The sequence below is a fragment of the Peribacillus sp. YIM B13482 genome (assembly GCF_042787975.1).
In the GTDB taxonomy this organism is placed as follows: domain Bacteria; phylum Bacillota; class Bacilli; order Bacillales; family DSM-1321; genus Peribacillus; species Peribacillus simplex_A.
Map to the genome: position 1 here is coordinate 1 of NZ_JBHZPF010000005.1, position 16,984 is coordinate 16,984.

Consider the following 16,984-nt stretch of genomic DNA (forward strand, 5'->3'; position numbering starts at 1 on the left):
TGGCATTAAACTTAAAACGAATGATAAAAGTAATGAACTAGCTACAAAAAAAGGAAGAAAAATAATAAATAAACAAGCAATTAACGATAAAAATCAAAATGGGGAAGGAGCAAAAGCTCTCCCCCATTTTGTCAACAGCCCCCTTATCCGGGGTTTTTTATGTTTCAATAGATGTACTGAGTATGGACGGAGGGTTTCTATGAGTAAGAATATATATACTGAATTTCAGATTAAAGAACTTGAAAAGAATCCAAATGCTTCCGAGCGATCTATTTCCTATAGTCCGGAATTTAAGACAAAAACTGTTTAGGAATATAAAAAGGGGAAATCTCCCTCTCAAATTTTCATTGACCAGGGATTTAATCTCGAAATAATTGGAATAATTGGAAAGAAACAACCTAAACGTTGTCTACAGCGCGGGCGTAGTACCTTTGAAAGGTTTGGTGAGGAAGGCTTCCTTACGGAACGCCGTGGAAAAGGAAGTACATCACGCCCCACTTCTAAGCCACAGTCTGTAGAGGACCAACTTAGGAAGGCCGAGGCGAGAATCAGATTCCTTGAAGCAGAAAATGACTTCCTTAAAAAAATTGGAAGAGCTAGAAAGGCAGGCTTTTTAAAAAGAAATGATTTTAACTGCTGCTGAGAAGTTCGTTGTTTAGAATTTGAAAAATGAAAGGTGGCAAGACAATTTGAAAAAATGGGAAAATGTAGCGTTTGGTAGTTCAATTTTTATTGTACTAACTTTCCTTCCTCCGTACCTTGATAAAATTGGTATTTCTCTTTGACTTAAATCAGTAAGTACTGTACTTTTTGGTGTTTTTTGAATGGTTTTCGCTAATAAAAGGCATGATCAGTTTATCTGGCCTTATATACTTAACAAATATGTTCGTCATAGTCTGTTTTCAAGTAATTCATCATCGTTTGTTTTTGGTGGGAATAATGAAAACAATTGAAGTAAAAGGAAAAGTCGTCAAAAAAGAGTGGGTTTTTATCATCGAAGCCATAAGTATGTAAAAAATCCGAAATTATTTTTTCTTGATCCACTAAGTCGAACAATCCGGATACATAAAATTGATAACTGAATTTATCATATAAAAAAAGGTATCCTGTATCCTCAAAGATATTTTTCACTAAATGACCATCCAATTTTAATTCACTCCTTTCTTACCAATATACCTTGTTATCCATTAAAGTATTCAGTGTTCATATTTCGGGGAATATCATTATATTTATTGCAGACTGTTTTTTATACCTTTAATGCATTAAAGGCTGGAAACAACTGTAGGAAAGATCGCAAACGAAAAAAGCACATCCCATAAGGGTGTGCCGCATATAACAAACTTCTTATTTATACATTTCTGCCACTTGTTTTTGCAATTGGCTATTTTCAAGGTACTCATCATAACTAATTTGCTTATCGATTGTTCCTTTTGGTGTAAGTTCAATGATACGGTTCGCCACAGTTTGGATGAACTGATGATCATGAGAGGAGAAGATCATCGATCCTTTAAAGCTGATCAAACCGTTGTTCAGCGCCGTAATCGACTCTAAGTCTAGATGGTTAGTAGGTTCATCAAGCATAAGGACGTTCGAACCGCTTAACATCATTTTAGAAAGCATACAGCGGACTTTTTCGCCCCCTGAAAGGACACTTGCCTTTTTGGTGACTTCATCACCAGAGAATAACATTCTGCCCAAGAAACCGCGCAGGAAGCTCTCGCTCTGGTCATTAGGAGAATATTGACGGAGCCAATCGACTAGTGTTAAATCGACACCTTCAAAGAATTCGGCATTATCCTTAGGGAAATATGCCTGAGAGGTCGTAACGCCCCATTTGAATGAGCCGCTATCCGGTTCAATTTCACCTGCCAAGATTTTGAACATGGTTGTTTTAGCAATCTCATCTTTACCGACAAATGCAATCTTGTCGCCTTTATTCATCGTGAAGCTGACGTTATCCAATATTTTTATGCCATCGATCGTTTTGGAGATTCCATCTACACGAAGCAGGTCGTTCCCGATTTCACGCTCAGGTGTAAAGCCGACATATGGATAGCGGCGCGAAGAAGGCTGTATGTCATCCAAGCTGATTTTGTCCAATAATTTCTTACGGGATGTCGCCTGGCTCGATTTGGATGCATTGGCACTGAAACGGGCGATGAAATTTTGAAGCTCTTTGATTTTTTCTTCTTTTTTCTTATTGGCATCTTGAGTCAGTTTAAGGGCAAGCTGGCTTGATTCATACCAGAAGTCATAGTTACCGATATAAACCTTGATTTTACCGAAATCGAGATCCGCGATATGTGTACAAACTTTGTTAAGGAAGTAACGGTCATGGGAAACTACGATAACAGTGTTTTCGAAGTTGATTAAGAACTCTTCCAGCCATTTGATCGCTTTTAAGTCCAAGTGGTTGGTAGGCTCATCCAGTAAAAGAACATCCGGTTTACCGAATAGTGCCTGGGCAAGCAATACTTTAACTTTGTCCCCACCGTTCAATTCGGCCATTTTCTTTGTATGAAGGTCTTCTGCAATGCCAAGGCCCTTTAAGAGGATGGAAGCTTCAGGTTCAGCTTCCCAGCCGTTTAATTCGGCAAATTCACCTTCAAGTTCGGCGGCTTTCATTCCATCTTCGTCCGTGAAGTTTTCCTTCATATAGATGGCATCTTTTTCTTGCATGACTTCGTATAATCTTTCATGTCCCATAATGACAACTTTAAGGACTTCTTCTTCTTCAAAAGCGAAGTGATCTTGTTTTAGAACGGCAAGGCGTTCGCCAGGCCCCATATGGACATCACCGGATTGTGCTTCAACTTCACCGGAAAGGATTTTTAAGAACGTCGATTTACCCGCCCCATTTGCACCAATCAGACCGTAGCAGTTACCAGGCGTGAATTTTATATTAACATCTTCAAACAGTTTACGATCGCCATATCGTAAACCAACATTATTTACAGTAATCATTTATTTACATTCCTCCAAAATCTTTTGTTTCAACGTTTCCAACACTTTGTTGCACTAGTTTTACGCTGATTCACTCAAACAGCAGTTTATATCCATTAATTTATTAAATGCCGTTCATTAAATTGTATCTTATTTCGTAGGAAAATTAAAGTTAGATTAGCAAAAACAAACGTTTATAAGCAAAAATTACTCAGGAGTTTAATATTGAAGAACAAGTATCGGCTGTAATGTAAGTTCTATTTTTTTGCAGAAAAAAATTATGAGCACAAAGGCTTATTACATATTAACCTTATAATTGGTAATATAGGTAATTGTAACTAATGCAAAAGGAGGGGCATATATGAGCGATTCAGTAGGGTTTTGGAAACGTTTTTTAGCAGGATTTTTGGATGCCTTAATAGTATCTGCACCAGTAGCGATAATTTTCGGATTAATTACCAGTGATTGGGAAAACGAAAACTTTTCAATGTTTGTCAACTTTCTTTACTTGCTGATTGTCCCGATACTATGGTGTGGCTATACAGTGGGTAAAAGGATTTTGGGTATACGCATAGTAAGGGTGGACGGTAAAAAATTAGGCATAGGCACAATGCTAATGAGGAATTTTGTTGCTACTTTAGTTTATGCCGTTACATTAGGGATAGGGTATATTGTCAGTGCATTCATGGTTGGATTAAGAAAAGATCATAGATCCATACATGATTTCATAGCTGGTACATACGTGACATCAAATAAACCATAAAGATTGATAAGCAGTTTAATAGCTGCTTTTTTTAATGCGAAATTACAAATTCAAATGGATATAATTTTTCATGGGAAACCCTTGAATGAACTCTAGGTGTATTTTCATCAAATATAAACAGGGCAAAGGAATTTACTGATTGTATTGGTGGGGAATTACATAATGAGGAATAAATATTACATTGGAAACCACGTTAGAATATCTAATCAATAATCAATTTAACATAATGGCAGTTAAGGTGTTTTTTAAGGTCATGAATACGATCATTTAGTACACATGTCAGTGGAGTAATCGGGTGTTGTTCATACATTGTAAATGTAAAGGAACAGAAAAGCACTTAACCTATATGGTCAAGTGCTTTGGTTATTCAGAACTTCTCTATTTTGATTAATGATGATTTTATTTCTTAAAATCATTTCCTTATTATTAAGTCCAACATTCACTTCTTTGGTATTATTCACCTTTTCTAGCAGTGATACTACAGATATTTCTAATAATTCAGGGATAGACATATTTGTTTTAGATGATAAAATTTCAAGTTCATGGATTAATTTAGGGGATAGTATTGGTTGTCTCTCATTTATTTCCATGACGGTACCCACTTTCGTAAGAAAATTATTTAATTTTAATCTAAGTATATAACATGAGATTCCAATGAAACATTAAATTATCGTTATTTATGTTAAGAATTGATGACCTTTGTGGAAGAAAGGTCTAGCTGGGCACTTCCCCTATTAATAAGGGATCGCCTGATTGATGGGTCTAACATCTTTTTGATATACAATAAATACACTGCATATCATAATGAATAAAGAGAAGAGAATTGTCCATAGGAAGAAATGAAAATAAACTTCCTACTTCCAGAATGGAAATGACATTTTTAAAGATGTAATAATTAAATATGTCTATTTCGTATTTTCTGAAAAGCATTCAATGATTTTCCTTCTAAAAAAGTTAATTTCAACTATATAATTCTATGTGTCCACATTTGTCAACCATTGGGTTTTCTGATAGTATAAATGTCCATTTCATCTTAGCATCGGTTTTTAAAAGTTTGATAAATAAACGAGGAAGGGAGAGTGGTTATATTGGGAAGTCACCCTGATTTTGAACTGGAACGACAGCGGCTGGATTTTACCAAACGTTATATAGATGTAGTCATTAAAACATCAGAAACAAGCAAAGATCAATTTCAGCGGAATATGCAAGAAGCTTTTGGTGATGCCGATTGGTCTGAATCCGGCTTATATTCTCAATTGTTGACGACAGCCAACTTTTTTGAAATGTCCAAAGCTGAACTTGAAAGTTTACGTAAAGCAAGTAAAAAGCCCTACTTTGCAAGAGTGGATTTTGAAAGGAATGATGGTGAAAGAGGGGAGGTGCTTTATTTCGGAAAAACGTCCCTTTATCAGAGGGAAAGCCAGGAACAGATCATCGTAGATTGGCGTTCACCAATTGCAAACCTTTACTATGAGGGACGGATTGGTGAAATTGAATATGAGGCGGAAGGGGAAACGTTTAGCGGGAATATCACTTTAAAGAGACAATTAATGATTGAAGAAGGTGTCTTGGAAGAGGTAAGGGACATTGATCTAACAACGACGGATGAATTGTTGCAGGAATCCCTCTCTAAAAGTTCCAGCAATCGGTTGACAGATATCATTACCACAATCCAGGAAGAACAAAATAAAATCATTCGTGCAGATTTGAATAAACCTATCATTGTTCAGGGCGCAGCGGGCAGTGGTAAAACGACAATTGCTTTACATAGGATCTCTTATTTCATTTACCACTATAAAGACTTGTTCGATCCGCGACAATTAATGATTCTTGCCCCGAGCCGGGTGTTCATTGATTACATATCTGAAGCATTACCTGAATTAGGTGTTGAAAAAGTAAAACAATTCACATTTTCCGAATATGTGCAGGCAGCGATAGGAAAGCAAGTGAAGCTTGTGCCTGATGATAAACTAACTCGAATGCTGGAAAAGGATGATGAAGAAATAAAGTCCGCTGTCTGGATATCAGGTCTAAAGGGCTCCCCCGTATTTAAATATATTTTGGACGAATATGTAAAGGATATTTTCAGGGGTTTTCATCCGGATGCAGATTTTTATTGTGATAAATATCGCCTCTATTCCGCTAAGAAGTTCATTAGATTATTGGAAGAGGATTATTGGTATTTACCGTTATACGGCAGGCTGGACAAACTGAAGGCCATTTTACAAAATGAAGTTAAATTGAAAAAGAAAATAATGCTTGATCGTGTTCTTGATTTTTATGAGGCTAAAATTGAGAAGGCTCTCATTAAGAATATAGATCCAGACATACGCAAGGAATTTGTTACAAAATGCCTCGATAAAAAAGAGGAAAGGATCGGACAGATCCAAAAAGCGATCCGTTCTTCTGTAAAAGGCTATTTTAAGCAATTCAAAAATAAAGATCTTCTACATTACTATCAGGAATTATATCAAGATCCGGAGCGGTTGGCCTCGTATAGTAATGGTAAACTTACTTTTGAAGATGCAAGTGCTTTATGTGAGTATAATCATAAATTATTTTCTGATAAAAGCTATGAGATGGAGGACTTAGGTGCATTATTATATCTTCAGGAGCGGCTTTTTGGTGTCGACAAAGAAAATAAAGCAAAAAATGTCGTCATTGATGAGGCTCAGGATTATAGTTTCATGCAGTTACAGGCACTCAAAACAGCAGTGGATACGGATATGTTCACACTAGTAGGTGACCTGGCACAAGGCATCCATTCATACCGGGGGTTACAAACATGGGATGAGGTCCACCATCGTATTTTCCCGCGGGCGACGTACACTGAATTACAAAAAAGCTATAGAACCACTGTTGAAATAATGAAACAAGCTAACCGGATTCTTCAGTTGTTAACCTACGATTTCCCGGAAGTTGAACCTGTAGTCCGGCATGGCAGGGATCCAGAATTCATTTCCATTGAAAAGAAAGGTTGGGAAGAAGAGCTGATCGAACTTATTGAAAGCCTTAAAGGAGAGGGATTTAAAACGTTTGCCGTTATTGCCAAAACGATGAAAGATTGCAAACTGGCAAACGAGAAACTAAGTGCATTCCATCAAAGCTTTCATTTAATAGATGAAGCGGGAAACATTCCTAAAGATAAAACATTAATTGTTCCTTCATATCAAGCTAAAGGCCTGGAATTCGATGTCGTATTTGCAATATCCCTGGAAGAAGCGTATTGCCGTGAAAATGAGCTTGATATTAAACTGCTATACGTAACAATGACAAGACCATTGCACCGACTTTATTTTTTAGGTAATGAGAAAAATGCTTTCTTAATTGAGACATGAGAGGTGGAAGATGGAATGTAACCATCCTCCGGGTACGCTCACAAATGCAAAAGGATATCCTTAATATCTTGCCACCCAAAACCGACCTCGATGAGCTCGATGCCAGCCATTTTAACAGTTTTTTCAGCTATTACTTGACCGCCGAGCGCCTTGTAAAAACCGCATGAAGGATTATCCTTTAATGCCCAGATTATTAAATTCTTATGTTCCATTTTAATAAGTTCATGTATGACCGCTTTTATCATTTTTCGGCCGAATCCCTGCCGTTGATACTCTTTTAAAATATAGACGGCATATACTTCACCTTGAATATGCGGATCATTCGTTTGTTCAGGTCCACCCGCAGTGAAACCGATGATTTCCCCATTGGCATTTTCCGCAACAAAAGTGGCATTATGCAGCATCTTTAAATTTCTTAACCAGTTTTTCCTTCTGGCTTCCAGATTCAAGGAAGACAAGTATTGATCCGGGAGGATGCCTTTATAAGTCGTTTGCCAGCTGTTTATATGTACATTTGCTATTCCATTTACATCTTCTTCTATGGCTCTCCTGATTTTCATTAAAAACACCTTCTGGTTTTAGTATTTTTTTCTAGAATATCATGGAAAAAGTGAATAAGCATTTAATTTATGTTTATAACTTCATGATAAAGGATAAGAAATAAAAGAGAGATTCAAGCAGATGAAGGGAAGGATGAGAATGATGAAATTGAAAGTTGGTTTTTATTTTCCGGGAGGCAAAGAAATAGAGCATGAGGTAGAAGGAGATGACTCAACTCAAATGATTTCAAATATTCAAAAGCACCGTTATTATAATTTGGTTAAAGGCGATTGCCATTATGTCATAGATACGGAAAAAGCAGCTTATTTTTCTGTAACCGAAATATTTGATTGAGAATAAACTGCATTGGACTTTTGTTCCATTGCGGTTTATTCTTTTTGGTGTAAGGAACCGGAAAAGGGGTTAATGGACAATGAAAATCAATTTTACCAAGAAACAGTTTGAAACATTATTCAAAATGGTTCAGTACGGATATTGGGTTGCTTCCGATACTGAAAATAATAAAGAATTCAGTGAGGTTGAACAGTATCTCAATTCCTTTGCTAAAGATTTCGGCATGGAAGGAGTCCAGTTTTTGAAGGAATACGAAATATATGATTTAAGCAGGGAATTGGAGGATCAACTTCATGAAGTCATAGATGAGTATGAAGAAGGAGTATTCAGGGATAAGCTTGCCTATCATTTGGCAAGAAAAGAGTTTGCCGAAGAATCGCAAAACCATGAATATAATCAGGAGGAAGCCTTTAAACGTATCTTGGAGCTCGAAGAAAAATATCATATTCATATTGAAGAACAAGGGTTACGGAAATTAAAGATAGAAGTATAAAAAGAGAGAGGGCACAATTTGTCCTCTCTCTTCTAATTCTGAAAAAAATAAATTCTGTGTTCTTCACGAATGGGCATCACCCATATCGCAGAGGTTTTATTCACCTGAATTTTGGCCTAATCTTTCAACTGTGTATTGGTAAAATGCCATTAGGTCATTTTGTGACGCAAAACCTGCTTGTGCAGTCTGTTCGCTCCCTCCGCCTTTCCCATTATACGAACTGAGTTCAGCTTTAAAATATTTTCCGCAATGTAAGGGGAAGGACCCACTGTGCGAAAGAATCACCTTTTGCTCCTTACGTGATGCTAATAATACGGTAACCTTTTCCTTTTTTACAATCGTACCTGCAAGGTAAAGCAGATCTTTCATTGAGCTATCTTCGAATATATGAGAGATGAATCCCTCTGCATTTACTGCAATCAGAGAGTCAGCAAGAAAGTTTGCATTTTCAAGTTTTAAGTTTTCATTTACCGATAGTAGCTTCTTATAGTCATTCTCCAGTTTCTCCACCCTATTCAATATCTCTGTACGTCCGGTATTGAATTTATCCGATAAGGCTGAAAGAATACCGAGACTTTCAGAAAATTCGTTCAATGCCCTGAAGCCGCACTTAAAATAGAGGCGGGTATAATCTTTCTGCTTCTCCGTTTTGAAAATCTTTATTAAGCCTATCTCACCAGTTCGAGCTACATGGGTTCCGCCGCAAGGGTTATACTCAATCCCTTCTATTTCAACAATACGGATATTTTCGGACACAGTAGGCATTTTAACGACAGGAAGTGTCTGTAATTGCTCCTTTGTCACGAAATATGCAAGTATTTCGCGATTCTCAATAATATATTGATTAACCTGCTTTTCAACTGCCGCCGTATGTACTTCAGTCCATTTAAATTCGGACGTTATATCGATCGTTAAATATTCCTTTCCAAGATGAAAGCTGACCGTATTCGAGTCAAACAGTTCGACACAGACTGCAGAGAGTAAATGCTGGCCGCTATGCTGTTGCATATGATCGAAGCGGCGGGGCCAATCCAGCTCACAGTGAACGATTTCTGAATCTGGCCTTCTCTCCGTCTTATGCAGAATCTTCCCATCATTGCTTTTTATAATATCCAGAACAGTGATTCCTTCTATTTTGCCAGTATCTGAAGGCTGTCCGCCCCCTTCTGGATAAAAAGCGGTTTCTTCAAGAGTGATGTAGTAAAAGCCATTTTCTTCAACGGACTCCTGGATAGTGGTATCCCATTCGGAAGTCATGGTGGACGTGTAATACAATTTTTTTGTCATGAATGTTTTCTTTTTCCTTTCAGTTAATCAATAAATTATATCACCGAAATAACTGATTATGAATGCCATAGTACTAGATATCCTTCTTGAAGAGGGAGAAATGGACGGCTGGGCGATCCTGAGGGAGTTAAAAGGATCCTGTGACTTGAATGAGATTCCCGTTTTTGTATCGACGGCACTTGATGAAAGGGTAAAGGGTATTTCATTGGGATTTAAGGATTTTTTAGTTAAACCATATAAACCGAGCCAATTATCCGAAGTAATTATGCATACCTTGTTGAGCAATGGTAACCAAGGATAGATTCTAGTCCCTCATGCATTCCACGAAGATGACAAGGGTTAAAAAATAAAAAACCGTAATGGGTATACAGAACAACAAAAAAATGATAAATTCAAATATGTTGGAAAAATAAATAATTGGGTACAATTGTAGGTAAAGGTAAGTTACAGGAGGATTTATATACATGCAAAAAATTCAGGCCGGTTTGGCTGTAGAGTTAGAAGTGGAACGTAAGGCTGATTTCGGATGGTTTTTAACTGATGGTTCAGAAGATGTCTTACTTCATCATAGTGAAATGAATGAAGGAACGGAACTTGAGCTTGGTGATGAAGTTACTGTGTTCATCTACCACGATAAACAAGCAAGGCTAACAGCCACAATGAAGATTCCCGAAATTCAGATTGATCAGTATGGTTGGGCGGAAGTTGTCAATGTGAAAAGGAAACTTGGTGTTTTTGTGAACATCGGCCTTTCCAAAGATATACTTGTATCCCTGGACGACCTACCGAATATTGATCGTTTATGGCCTGAGGTTGGTGATCGTCTATATGTATCCCTTAAGACAGATCGCAATGACCGCCTGTTTGGTAAACTTGCTACGGAAGATGTAATCCAGGAGATTGCTGTAAAAGCTCCTTTAAAAGGAGTCCGTAACACCACTGTTAAGGGAAATGTCTATCGTTTGCTTATGGTTGGGTCTTTCTTTGTTTCCGAAGAAGGATATCGCTGCTTCATTCACGAAAGTGAACGCAAGGAGGAGCCCCGTCTTGGTGAATTAGTTGAAGGGCGCGTCATTGATAGTAAAGAAGATGGAACGCTAAACGTTTCTTTATTTCCCTTTAAACAAGATTTAATGGGGGAAGATGCTGATGTCATTTTCACTTATTTAATGAATCGTGGCGGTGCTATGCCTTATGGTGACAAAACACCACCTGATGATATCCAGTTTCACTTCGGTTTAAGCAAGGGAGCGTTCAAACGTGCTCTCGGCAAACTGATGAAAGAAGAGAAGATTTACCAGGAAGATGGATGGACATATTCTTCAGACCGTAAATGACAAAAAGGCAGCGGAAGCTTTTCCGTTGCCTTTTCTATTTGAATTTTATTAAAAAAACTTTTTTTTCCCTTTGTCCTCTTTTAGGATTTCTACAGCTTCTCTGAACCTCATGGAATGTACAATCTCTCTTTCCCTTAAAAATCTTAGTGAATCATTGATATCCGGGTCATCTGAGATGTCAATCAACCATTGATAGGTTGCACGAGCTTTCTCTTCAGCGGCAATATCTTCATATAAATCAGCAATAGGATCGCCTTTAGCTTGGATGTATGTGGCTGTCCATGGATCGCCTGCTGCATTTTGATAGAAAAGTGCACCATCATGATTCGCATAATGTTCGCCAAGACCTGCTGCAACCATCTGCTGTGGTGTGGCGTCCTTTGTAAGCTTATAAACCATGGTGGCAATCATTTCTAGGTGAGCGAATTCTTCTGTTCCGATATCCGTAAGTAATCCGATGACTTTATCGGGTATTGTATATCGTTGATTTAAGTAACGGAGTGCTGCAGCCAATTCACCATCAGCCCCCCCGTATTGTTCTATTAAATATTTTGCCAATCTAGGATTACAGTCTCTTACTTTAACTGGATATTGCAGTTTCTTTTCATACACCCACATAGATATCTCTCCTTATACCTGCCAGGGCCAAGGGCCTTGGCCCCATTCCCATTTATTTTCACCGCCTGTACTGTTTCCAAAACCCAATAAGGGACCGTATTTAGGCTCAAAAACCGATTTCAATTGTTTGGAATATTCGTGAAATTGATTGAATTGCTGTAATGCTTGCTGGTCATTAGGATGTGTATCCAAATAATGAGTCAACTCGACAAGTACGAAATCAGCAGCCTGTATTTGTTCAAGCAGCTGATAATATTCATCATCCAGTTTCTTATTCATTTACGTCTCCCTTTCCCTATATGGATTATCATAGAAATCATAAAAGAACTTCCAAAGTGTACCGTATTTCAAAGCTTCCTCCGGTGTGAACTGCTCCAAATTCGGCGGTTGAAAATTAATATACAAATTAGGAGGTGTCCTGAAATACTTTCTCCCAATAGGCGGGCACGGATCGAATTTACTATGGAAAGGTTTGTATGATTTAACTAAGGTAAAAGTCTTTTCGCGAGTCAAAAAAATACCTCCTTTGTATAGATGTAGCCTCTAATTATTATGCTTGGGTAATACATAATATGACTCCATTAGTATGATATGGGAGATAACTGGAAAAAGATGTGTTTTCGAAATATTAAAATATCTTGTTATAGTCCCGTTATCTTACTGTGATGTTTGTCATCTATTCTTTATCTGTTTGTTCTTTGTATAGAAAAAAACTATGTTAAGATGAACTCGTTAGCTTATAAAGCAGCTCACAAGGAGGTAACAACATATGAAAAAATCAATCTTATCGTTAGCGGCAGCGGCTGCAATATCCGGTGCTTTCACAATTCCGGTTCATGCAGAAGATGTCAAAGTGAAAGATGGAGACACATTATGGGGGATATCTCAAACATATAAAGTATCAATAGAAGATATTAAGTCTTGGAACGATTTGTCTTCAGACATGATTTATGCCGGAGGAACCTTACATATTTCTCAAGAAGAGCATTATAAAGTCAAGTCAGGAGACACATTATCGGAAATTGCAGACAAATATGATGTAGCAGTAAATGATATTAAATCTTGGAACGGTTTAAATTCAGATACAATCCATCCTGATCAAGAATTGGTCATTAAACCAGCGGCTAACAAAGTCGAAGCGGCGAGTGTTGGGCCTGAGCAAAAATCAGAGCAAGCTGCACCAGCAGAACAATCAAAGCCAGAAGAACAATCAAAGCCAGTTGAACAGTCAAAGCCAGAAGAACAATCAAAGCCAGCAGAACAAACGGAACCAGCTGAAACAAACAATGAATCCAAGGATCAAGCAGGAATTAAAAAAGAGATAACTGTTAGAGCAACTGCCTATACGGCTGATTGTCAAGGCTGCAGCGGTACAACAGCCACAGGGGTCGACTTGAAAGCTAATCCTGATGCTAAAGTAATTTCCGTGGACCCATCAGTCATTCCACTTGGATCGAAAGTTTATATAGAGGGTTATGGCTACGCAACGGCAGCAGATACGGGCAGTGCTATCAAAGGAAATAGAGTGGACATTTATATACCTAACGAAAAGGATGCCGTGAATTGGGGCGTTAAAAACGTTAAATTGCAAGTCTTGAATTAATTCATCCATGCAAAACATGTTTATATATCGAAAAGAGTAGACACTGAGATTTAATGTGTCTACTCTTTTTGTCCTTTTGGTTCACGGGAAAAGCAGGTACAATGAAAGAAATAGATCCTTACCGATCCTTACAAGGTAAATAGGAGGAGTAGTAAATTGATGGAAAAAGCACGTGAATATTTACAGGAGTATTTTGGTTATGAGTCATTCCGAAAAGGTCAGGAACAGATTATCGAACAGGTGTTGGGAGGAATAAACACAGCGGGAATCATGCCTACTGGCGGAGGTAAATCAATATGTTACCAAATCCCGGCCCTCTTGTTACCTGGTGTAACACTCGTGATATCCCCACTTATTTCCTTGATGAAGGACCAAGTAGATGCCCTCGAACAAAACGGGATTGATGCCACATTTCTTAATAGCTCCATTTCGGGGTTAGAATCATCCAATAGAATGAACGATATTAAGCAAGGAAGATATAAGTTGGTTTATGTGGCACCGGAACGTTTGGAAAATGCTGCATTTCAACAGGATTTATTTAATGTGGACATTTCATTGGTGGCCATTGATGAAGCCCATTGCATATCTCAATGGGGCCATGACTTCAGACCAAGCTATTTAAAAATCAAGACCTTATTGAAAAACATGCCATCAGCTCCTACTGTACTGGCATTAACGGCAACAGCCACACCGCATGTGACCGATGATATTTGTCAGTCGCTCGGAATATCAGGGCAGCATACAATATCAACGGGATTTTCAAGAGATAACTTGTTCTTTTCCGTTGTGAAAGAAGAAAACCGCGGACGTTTTTTAATGCGCTATATAGAGAAAAACAAGAATGAGTCGGGTATCATATATGCAGCCACTAGGAAAGAAGTCGATTCGTTGTATGCCAAGCTTAATAAAGCCGGATTCAAGACAGGTCGATACCACGCTGGCATGAATGAACAAGACCGTTCGGAACAGCAAGACCAATTCATTCGTGATGACGTTCCTTTAATGGTAGCGACATCTGCATTTGGGATGGGAATCGATAAGTCTAATGTCAGATACGTCATCCATTATCAAACTCCAAAGAACATGGAGAGTTATTATCAGGAAGCAGGTCGCGCAGGAAGGGATGGATTGGAGAGTGAATGCATCCTTTTGTATTCCCCCCAGGATATGCAGATTCAGCGTTTTCTGATTGATCAATCAAACCCTTCCCAGGAGTGGCAATCACAGGAATTGAAGAAGTTGAACAAAATGAAGGATTATTGTTTTACTGAAGGGTGTTTGCAAGCCTTCATTCTTCAATACTTTGGAGAGGAAAATCCTGAGGATTGCGGTCATTGTGAAAATTGTACAGATAAACGTGACTCTATTGAAGTAACTACACAAGCACAGATGGTCCTTTCATGCATGTTGCGAATGGGTGAGCGATTCGGTAAAACGATGATCTCCCAAGTGCTTACGGGATCACGAAATAAGAAAATTGAAGAGTTCGGCTTTCAGAAGCTTTCTACCTATGGAATCATCAATAATCAATCTGCAAAGGATGTAGGCGATTTCATTGATTTCCTTACAGCAAAACAGTATATCGAAATGACCGGGGGCCAATTTCCAGTCCTTAAAGTGACCAATGCTGGCAGGGAAGTGCTGTTGGGACAGAAAAAAGTCTTGCGTAAAGAAATAAAAAAAGTAAGCAGCATCAGTGTAGATCATGGGTTGTTCAATGAGTTGAGACAGTTAAGAAAAGAATTGGCAGGTAAGGAAAATGTACCTCCATTCATTATTTTTTCCGATGCATCTTTGAAAGATATGGCCGTCAAACTGCCGAAAACAGAACAGGAATTCCTAGAAGTAAAAGGGGTGGGCACCCAGAAGTTCGAACGCTTCGGCGCCGTGTTCCTAGAAGGAATTTCCAATTATGTACAGGCACATCCTGAATTAGAAACGAATATAATGGTTACAAAGGAAGCAGTAAAGAGAAGCACTACGCCATCACATTTAGAAAGCTATCGCTTATATCAGGAAGGCAAATCAATCAAGGTAATCGGGACAATGAGAGGTCTGTCTTCCATTTCAATTGAAAATCATTTATTAAAGTGTGCAGAGGAACATTTGGATATCAAATGGGAAGGGATTTTCTCGGATAAAGAGTATGACCTTGTATTGGAAACTGCGAAACAATTGGATTCTGAAAAACTAAAACCGCTAAAAGAAGCCTTACCTGAGCACTTTTCCTACTTTATGATTAAAGCGATCTTGGTTAAAGCAGGATTGGAAAACGCATAGGTGATTAGGTTTTTGGAATATTTTTTCAATGAATAAATAAGAATTTGGTTTAATGCGTATACTAGGAATGATAAAAAGGTGGGATTTCGCGCCTTTAATCAGAGTCTTTATATAAAAAAGAGGAGGTTGCTCATGTATTTTGGTAAAAAGAATTCAGAGGAACCAGAAATCGTTATGGAAGATACGATAGTATATGCGTGCGGATCAGCAGATTGTAATGGTTGGATGAGAAAAGATTTTGCATCGGAAAACTATGATTGCCCAATGTGCGGTAGTCAATTAGTCGAGGAAGTCAGGGAACTCCCAAAAATTGAAAATGAGTATAATGCATTTAAATAAAAGAGGTGAATTATGCCTCTTTATTTTTTTTGCTTGAAAGAAGTATGCCGGAGTGAGTACAATCTGGTTTAATGCTTTACATATATAAATATATATGATAAGATATAATTTCAGTGTTGTTAAAAGAAAACGCTGGAGGGTAATTTAAAGTAACATTTTTATTAATAAAATAATTTTCCATCATTTTCATGATGGAGTAGAAACAAGTTAAACACATCTAGAAAAATGAAATACATCTTATTACCAAGTATTTTCCTCGATCCATTTCTGTTCTTCATTAACTTACTTCTATGTACCATTTATCTTTTGGAATTTAATTTTCCCAATTGGAATTACGGACGGTTTTAATTAATAAACATGTACTTACAAGCTTTTATCTGATTCTCGCAGGCACGGTCTAGGAACCGTATGGATGGGAGAGAGGCAGGGCTTTCATTGTTTTAGGTTTTGGCACTAAAATTACTCTCATGCTCGATTCGCTTTGAATTGTTTATCCGATTGAGCAGGAAGAACCATATGGAATGGATTCTTGAACAGCGCAGTCTCTATTATCTTGAAGGGTAAGTCAGGGGCTGTGTTTCATTTATTATCTGATTAAAAAAACTGAGATTTAAGGAATCATTTCTACTTTAGAATCTTTACTCAAATATAAAAAGCATATATATGATATAATGGTTACTGAGATATTAAAAATTCATGTCGTAATCTTAAGTTCTTTCCACTCGGAAAATTTGGGTGTAATGAACAATAATCAATGGTTAAGCGAATGGGTATTTACTCACTATTTAGATTAATCGCCATCTATTCTTCTTTTATCTTTATGGCTTGTGATCTGTTATGCATGACGAAGTCAATTCAATTCTAAGGAGTGAGATACATGTATAGAAGAAATAATACGGAAGAAATCATTCCTGAAGAAACAAAGGTGTGGGAATGTACATCAGAAGATTGCAAAGGTTGGATTCGTGATAACTTTACAAGTAATGATGAACACGTTTGTCCGTTATGTAGCAGCGAGATGAAACCCGGCACCAGAATGCTTCAAGCAATCAACAATCCAAGAAACTATTAAGACTGTATAAAAAAAGC

General features: G+C 37.7%; 19 protein-coding genes. 11 read left to right on the top strand and 8 right to left on the bottom strand.

Going from position 1 to position 16,984, the window contains the following annotated elements; all coding sequences use genetic code 11:
- The coding region (locus ACFX4L_RS04545) for a hypothetical protein (RefSeq protein WP_377404023.1) at window positions 1-310 on the top strand (310 nt) is incomplete at its 5' end.
- A 563-nt stretch (window positions 311-873) separates the two neighbouring features.
- Here ACFX4L_RS04545 and ACFX4L_RS04550 read toward each other — a convergent pair.
- Complete coding sequence (locus ACFX4L_RS04550) at window positions 874-1,146, bottom strand: hypothetical protein (protein WP_061463501.1); 273 nt, start codon at window positions 1,144-1,146, stop codon at window positions 874-876.
- A 198-nt stretch (window positions 1,147-1,344) separates the two neighbouring features.
- A complete protein-coding gene (locus tag ACFX4L_RS04555) occupies window positions 1,345-2,964 on the bottom strand; it encodes an ABC-F family ATP-binding cassette domain-containing protein (RefSeq protein WP_061463500.1) in 1,620 nt (539 codons plus the stop codon).
- Between the two features lie 340 nt (window positions 2,965-3,304).
- Between ACFX4L_RS04555 and ACFX4L_RS04560 the strand changes: the two genes are divergently transcribed.
- The gene (locus ACFX4L_RS04560; RefSeq protein WP_377404026.1) at window positions 3,305-3,706 is read left to right on the top strand and encodes an RDD family protein; all 402 of its coding nucleotides are present in this window, start codon (window positions 3,305-3,307) and stop codon (window positions 3,704-3,706) included.
- A gap of 350 nt (window positions 3,707-4,056) precedes the next feature.
- On the opposite strand, the gene ACFX4L_RS04565 is transcribed toward ACFX4L_RS04560, so the two are convergent.
- Entirely contained in the window at window positions 4,057-4,296 is a 240-nt protein-coding gene (locus tag ACFX4L_RS04565; RefSeq protein WP_061463498.1) for a hypothetical protein, read from the bottom strand.
- Between the two features lie 489 nt (window positions 4,297-4,785).
- Between ACFX4L_RS04565 and ACFX4L_RS04570 the strand changes: the two genes are divergently transcribed.
- The gene (locus tag ACFX4L_RS04570) at window positions 4,786-7,044 is read left to right on the top strand and encodes a HelD family protein (RefSeq protein ID WP_377382923.1); all 2,259 of its coding nucleotides are present in this window, start codon (window positions 4,786-4,788) and stop codon (window positions 7,042-7,044) included.
- Window positions 7,045-7,082: 38 nt separating this feature from the next.
- Here the strand turns inward: ACFX4L_RS04570 and ACFX4L_RS04575 are convergent, their stop codons facing one another.
- Entirely contained in the window at window positions 7,083-7,604 is a 522-nt protein-coding gene (locus ACFX4L_RS04575) for a GNAT family N-acetyltransferase (RefSeq protein WP_377404032.1), read from the bottom strand.
- A gap of 139 nt (window positions 7,605-7,743) precedes the next feature.
- Here ACFX4L_RS04575 and ACFX4L_RS04580 point away from each other — a divergent pair, with 139 nt between their 5' ends.
- Entirely contained in the window at window positions 7,744-7,938 is a 195-nt protein-coding gene (locus tag ACFX4L_RS04580) for a hypothetical protein (protein ID WP_061463495.1), read from the top strand.
- A gap of 79 nt (window positions 7,939-8,017) precedes the next feature.
- Window positions 8,018-8,431, top strand: a complete 414-nt coding sequence (locus ACFX4L_RS04585; protein ID WP_061463494.1) for a hypothetical protein — start codon at window positions 8,018-8,020, stop codon at window positions 8,429-8,431.
- Between the two features lie 96 nt (window positions 8,432-8,527).
- On the opposite strand, the gene ACFX4L_RS04590 is transcribed toward ACFX4L_RS04585, so the two are convergent.
- Window positions 8,528-9,718 (bottom strand): alanyl-tRNA editing protein, encoded by a 1,191-nt coding sequence (locus tag ACFX4L_RS04590; RefSeq protein ID WP_377404035.1) that lies wholly within the window; start codon window positions 9,716-9,718, stop codon window positions 8,528-8,530.
- A gap of 58 nt (window positions 9,719-9,776) precedes the next feature.
- Between ACFX4L_RS04590 and ACFX4L_RS04595 the strand changes: the two genes are divergently transcribed.
- Window positions 9,777-10,019 (top strand): response regulator, encoded by a 243-nt coding sequence (locus tag ACFX4L_RS04595; RefSeq protein WP_377382917.1) that lies wholly within the window; start codon window positions 9,777-9,779, stop codon window positions 10,017-10,019.
- A 163-nt stretch (window positions 10,020-10,182) separates the two neighbouring features.
- On the top strand, window positions 10,183-11,055 hold the full coding sequence (locus tag ACFX4L_RS04600) for a CvfB family protein (RefSeq protein ID WP_061463491.1): 873 nt from the start codon (window positions 10,183-10,185) through the stop codon (window positions 11,053-11,055).
- A 48-nt stretch (window positions 11,056-11,103) separates the two neighbouring features.
- Here ACFX4L_RS04600 and ACFX4L_RS04605 read toward each other — a convergent pair whose 3' ends face one another.
- The 3 genes from ACFX4L_RS04605 to ACFX4L_RS04615 are packed head-to-tail and all read right to left on the bottom strand — an operon-like array spanning window position 11,104 to window position 12,186.
- Window positions 11,104-11,673, bottom strand: a complete 570-nt coding sequence (locus ACFX4L_RS04605) for a manganese catalase family protein (RefSeq protein ID WP_061463490.1) — start codon at window positions 11,671-11,673, stop codon at window positions 11,104-11,106.
- A 12-nt stretch (window positions 11,674-11,685) separates the two neighbouring features.
- Window positions 11,686-11,952 (bottom strand): spore coat protein CotJB, encoded by a 267-nt coding sequence (locus ACFX4L_RS04610; RefSeq protein ID WP_284470536.1) that lies wholly within the window; start codon window positions 11,950-11,952, stop codon window positions 11,686-11,688.
- A complete protein-coding gene (locus tag ACFX4L_RS04615) occupies window positions 11,953-12,186 on the bottom strand; it encodes a spore coat associated protein CotJA (RefSeq protein ID WP_061463488.1) in 234 nt (77 codons plus the stop codon).
- A 256-nt stretch (window positions 12,187-12,442) separates the two neighbouring features.
- Here ACFX4L_RS04615 and ACFX4L_RS04620 point away from each other — a divergent pair, with 256 nt between their 5' ends.
- The 4 genes from ACFX4L_RS04620 (at window position 12,443) to ACFX4L_RS04635 (ending at window position 16,967) form a co-directional block, all read left to right on the top strand.
- Window positions 12,443-13,276 carry a 3D domain-containing protein gene (locus tag ACFX4L_RS04620; RefSeq protein WP_377382914.1) on the top strand — a complete coding sequence of 278 codons (834 nt, stop codon included), beginning with the start codon at window positions 12,443-12,445 and terminating at the stop codon, window positions 13,274-13,276.
- A gap of 156 nt (window positions 13,277-13,432) precedes the next feature.
- Window positions 13,433-15,556, top strand: a complete 2,124-nt coding sequence (gene recQ, locus ACFX4L_RS04625) for a DNA helicase RecQ (RefSeq protein WP_377404038.1) — start codon at window positions 13,433-13,435, stop codon at window positions 15,554-15,556.
- 132 nt (window positions 15,557-15,688) lie between these two features.
- Window positions 15,689-15,895 carry a cold-inducible protein YdjO-related protein gene (locus ACFX4L_RS04630; protein ID WP_061463486.1) on the top strand — a complete coding sequence of 69 codons (207 nt, stop codon included), beginning with the start codon at window positions 15,689-15,691 and terminating at the stop codon, window positions 15,893-15,895.
- 877 nt (window positions 15,896-16,772) lie between these two features.
- A complete protein-coding gene (locus ACFX4L_RS04635; RefSeq protein ID WP_034307294.1) occupies window positions 16,773-16,967 on the top strand; it encodes a cold-shock protein in 195 nt (64 codons plus the stop codon).
- Window positions 16,968-16,984 lie beyond the last annotated feature (17 nt).

Excerpts from the sequence above, each read along its gene's own strand:
- ACFX4L_RS04600 (WP_061463491.1), top strand. The coding sequence starts at position 10,183 with ATGCAAAAAATTCAGGCCGGTTTGGCTGTAGAGTTAGAAGTGGAACGT.
- ACFX4L_RS04565 (WP_061463498.1), bottom strand. The coding sequence starts at position 4,296 with ATGGAAATAAATGAGAGACAACCAATACTATCCCCTAAATTAATCCAT.
- ACFX4L_RS04585 (WP_061463494.1), top strand. The coding sequence starts at position 8,018 with ATGAAAATCAATTTTACCAAGAAACAGTTTGAAACATTATTCAAAATG.
- ACFX4L_RS04555 (WP_061463500.1), bottom strand. The coding sequence starts at position 2,964 with ATGATTACTGTAAATAATGTTGGTTTACGATATGGCGATCGTAAACTG.
- ACFX4L_RS04595 (WP_377382917.1), top strand. The coding sequence starts at position 9,777 with ATGAATGCCATAGTACTAGATATCCTTCTTGAAGAGGGAGAAATGGAC.
- ACFX4L_RS04620 (WP_377382914.1), top strand. The coding sequence starts at position 12,443 with ATGAAAAAATCAATCTTATCGTTAGCGGCAGCGGCTGCAATATCCGGT.
- ACFX4L_RS04560 (WP_377404026.1), top strand. The coding sequence starts at position 3,305 with ATGAGCGATTCAGTAGGGTTTTGGAAACGTTTTTTAGCAGGATTTTTG.
- ACFX4L_RS04630 (WP_061463486.1), top strand. The coding sequence starts at position 15,689 with ATGTATTTTGGTAAAAAGAATTCAGAGGAACCAGAAATCGTTATGGAA.
- ACFX4L_RS04610 (WP_284470536.1), bottom strand. The coding sequence starts at position 11,952 with ATGAATAAGAAACTGGATGATGAATATTATCAGCTGCTTGAACAAATA.
- ACFX4L_RS04580 (WP_061463495.1), top strand. The coding sequence starts at position 7,744 with ATGATGAAATTGAAAGTTGGTTTTTATTTTCCGGGAGGCAAAGAAATA.
- ACFX4L_RS04605 (WP_061463490.1), bottom strand. The coding sequence starts at position 11,673 with ATGTGGGTGTATGAAAAGAAACTGCAATATCCAGTTAAAGTAAGAGAC.
- ACFX4L_RS04590 (WP_377404035.1), bottom strand. The coding sequence starts at position 9,718 with ATGACAAAAAAATTGTATTACACGTCCACCATGACTTCCGAATGGGAT.
- ACFX4L_RS04575 (WP_377404032.1), bottom strand. The coding sequence starts at position 7,604 with ATGAAAATCAGGAGAGCCATAGAAGAAGATGTAAATGGAATAGCAAAT.
- ACFX4L_RS04635 (WP_034307294.1), top strand. The coding sequence starts at position 16,773 with ATGTATAGAAGAAATAATACGGAAGAAATCATTCCTGAAGAAACAAAG.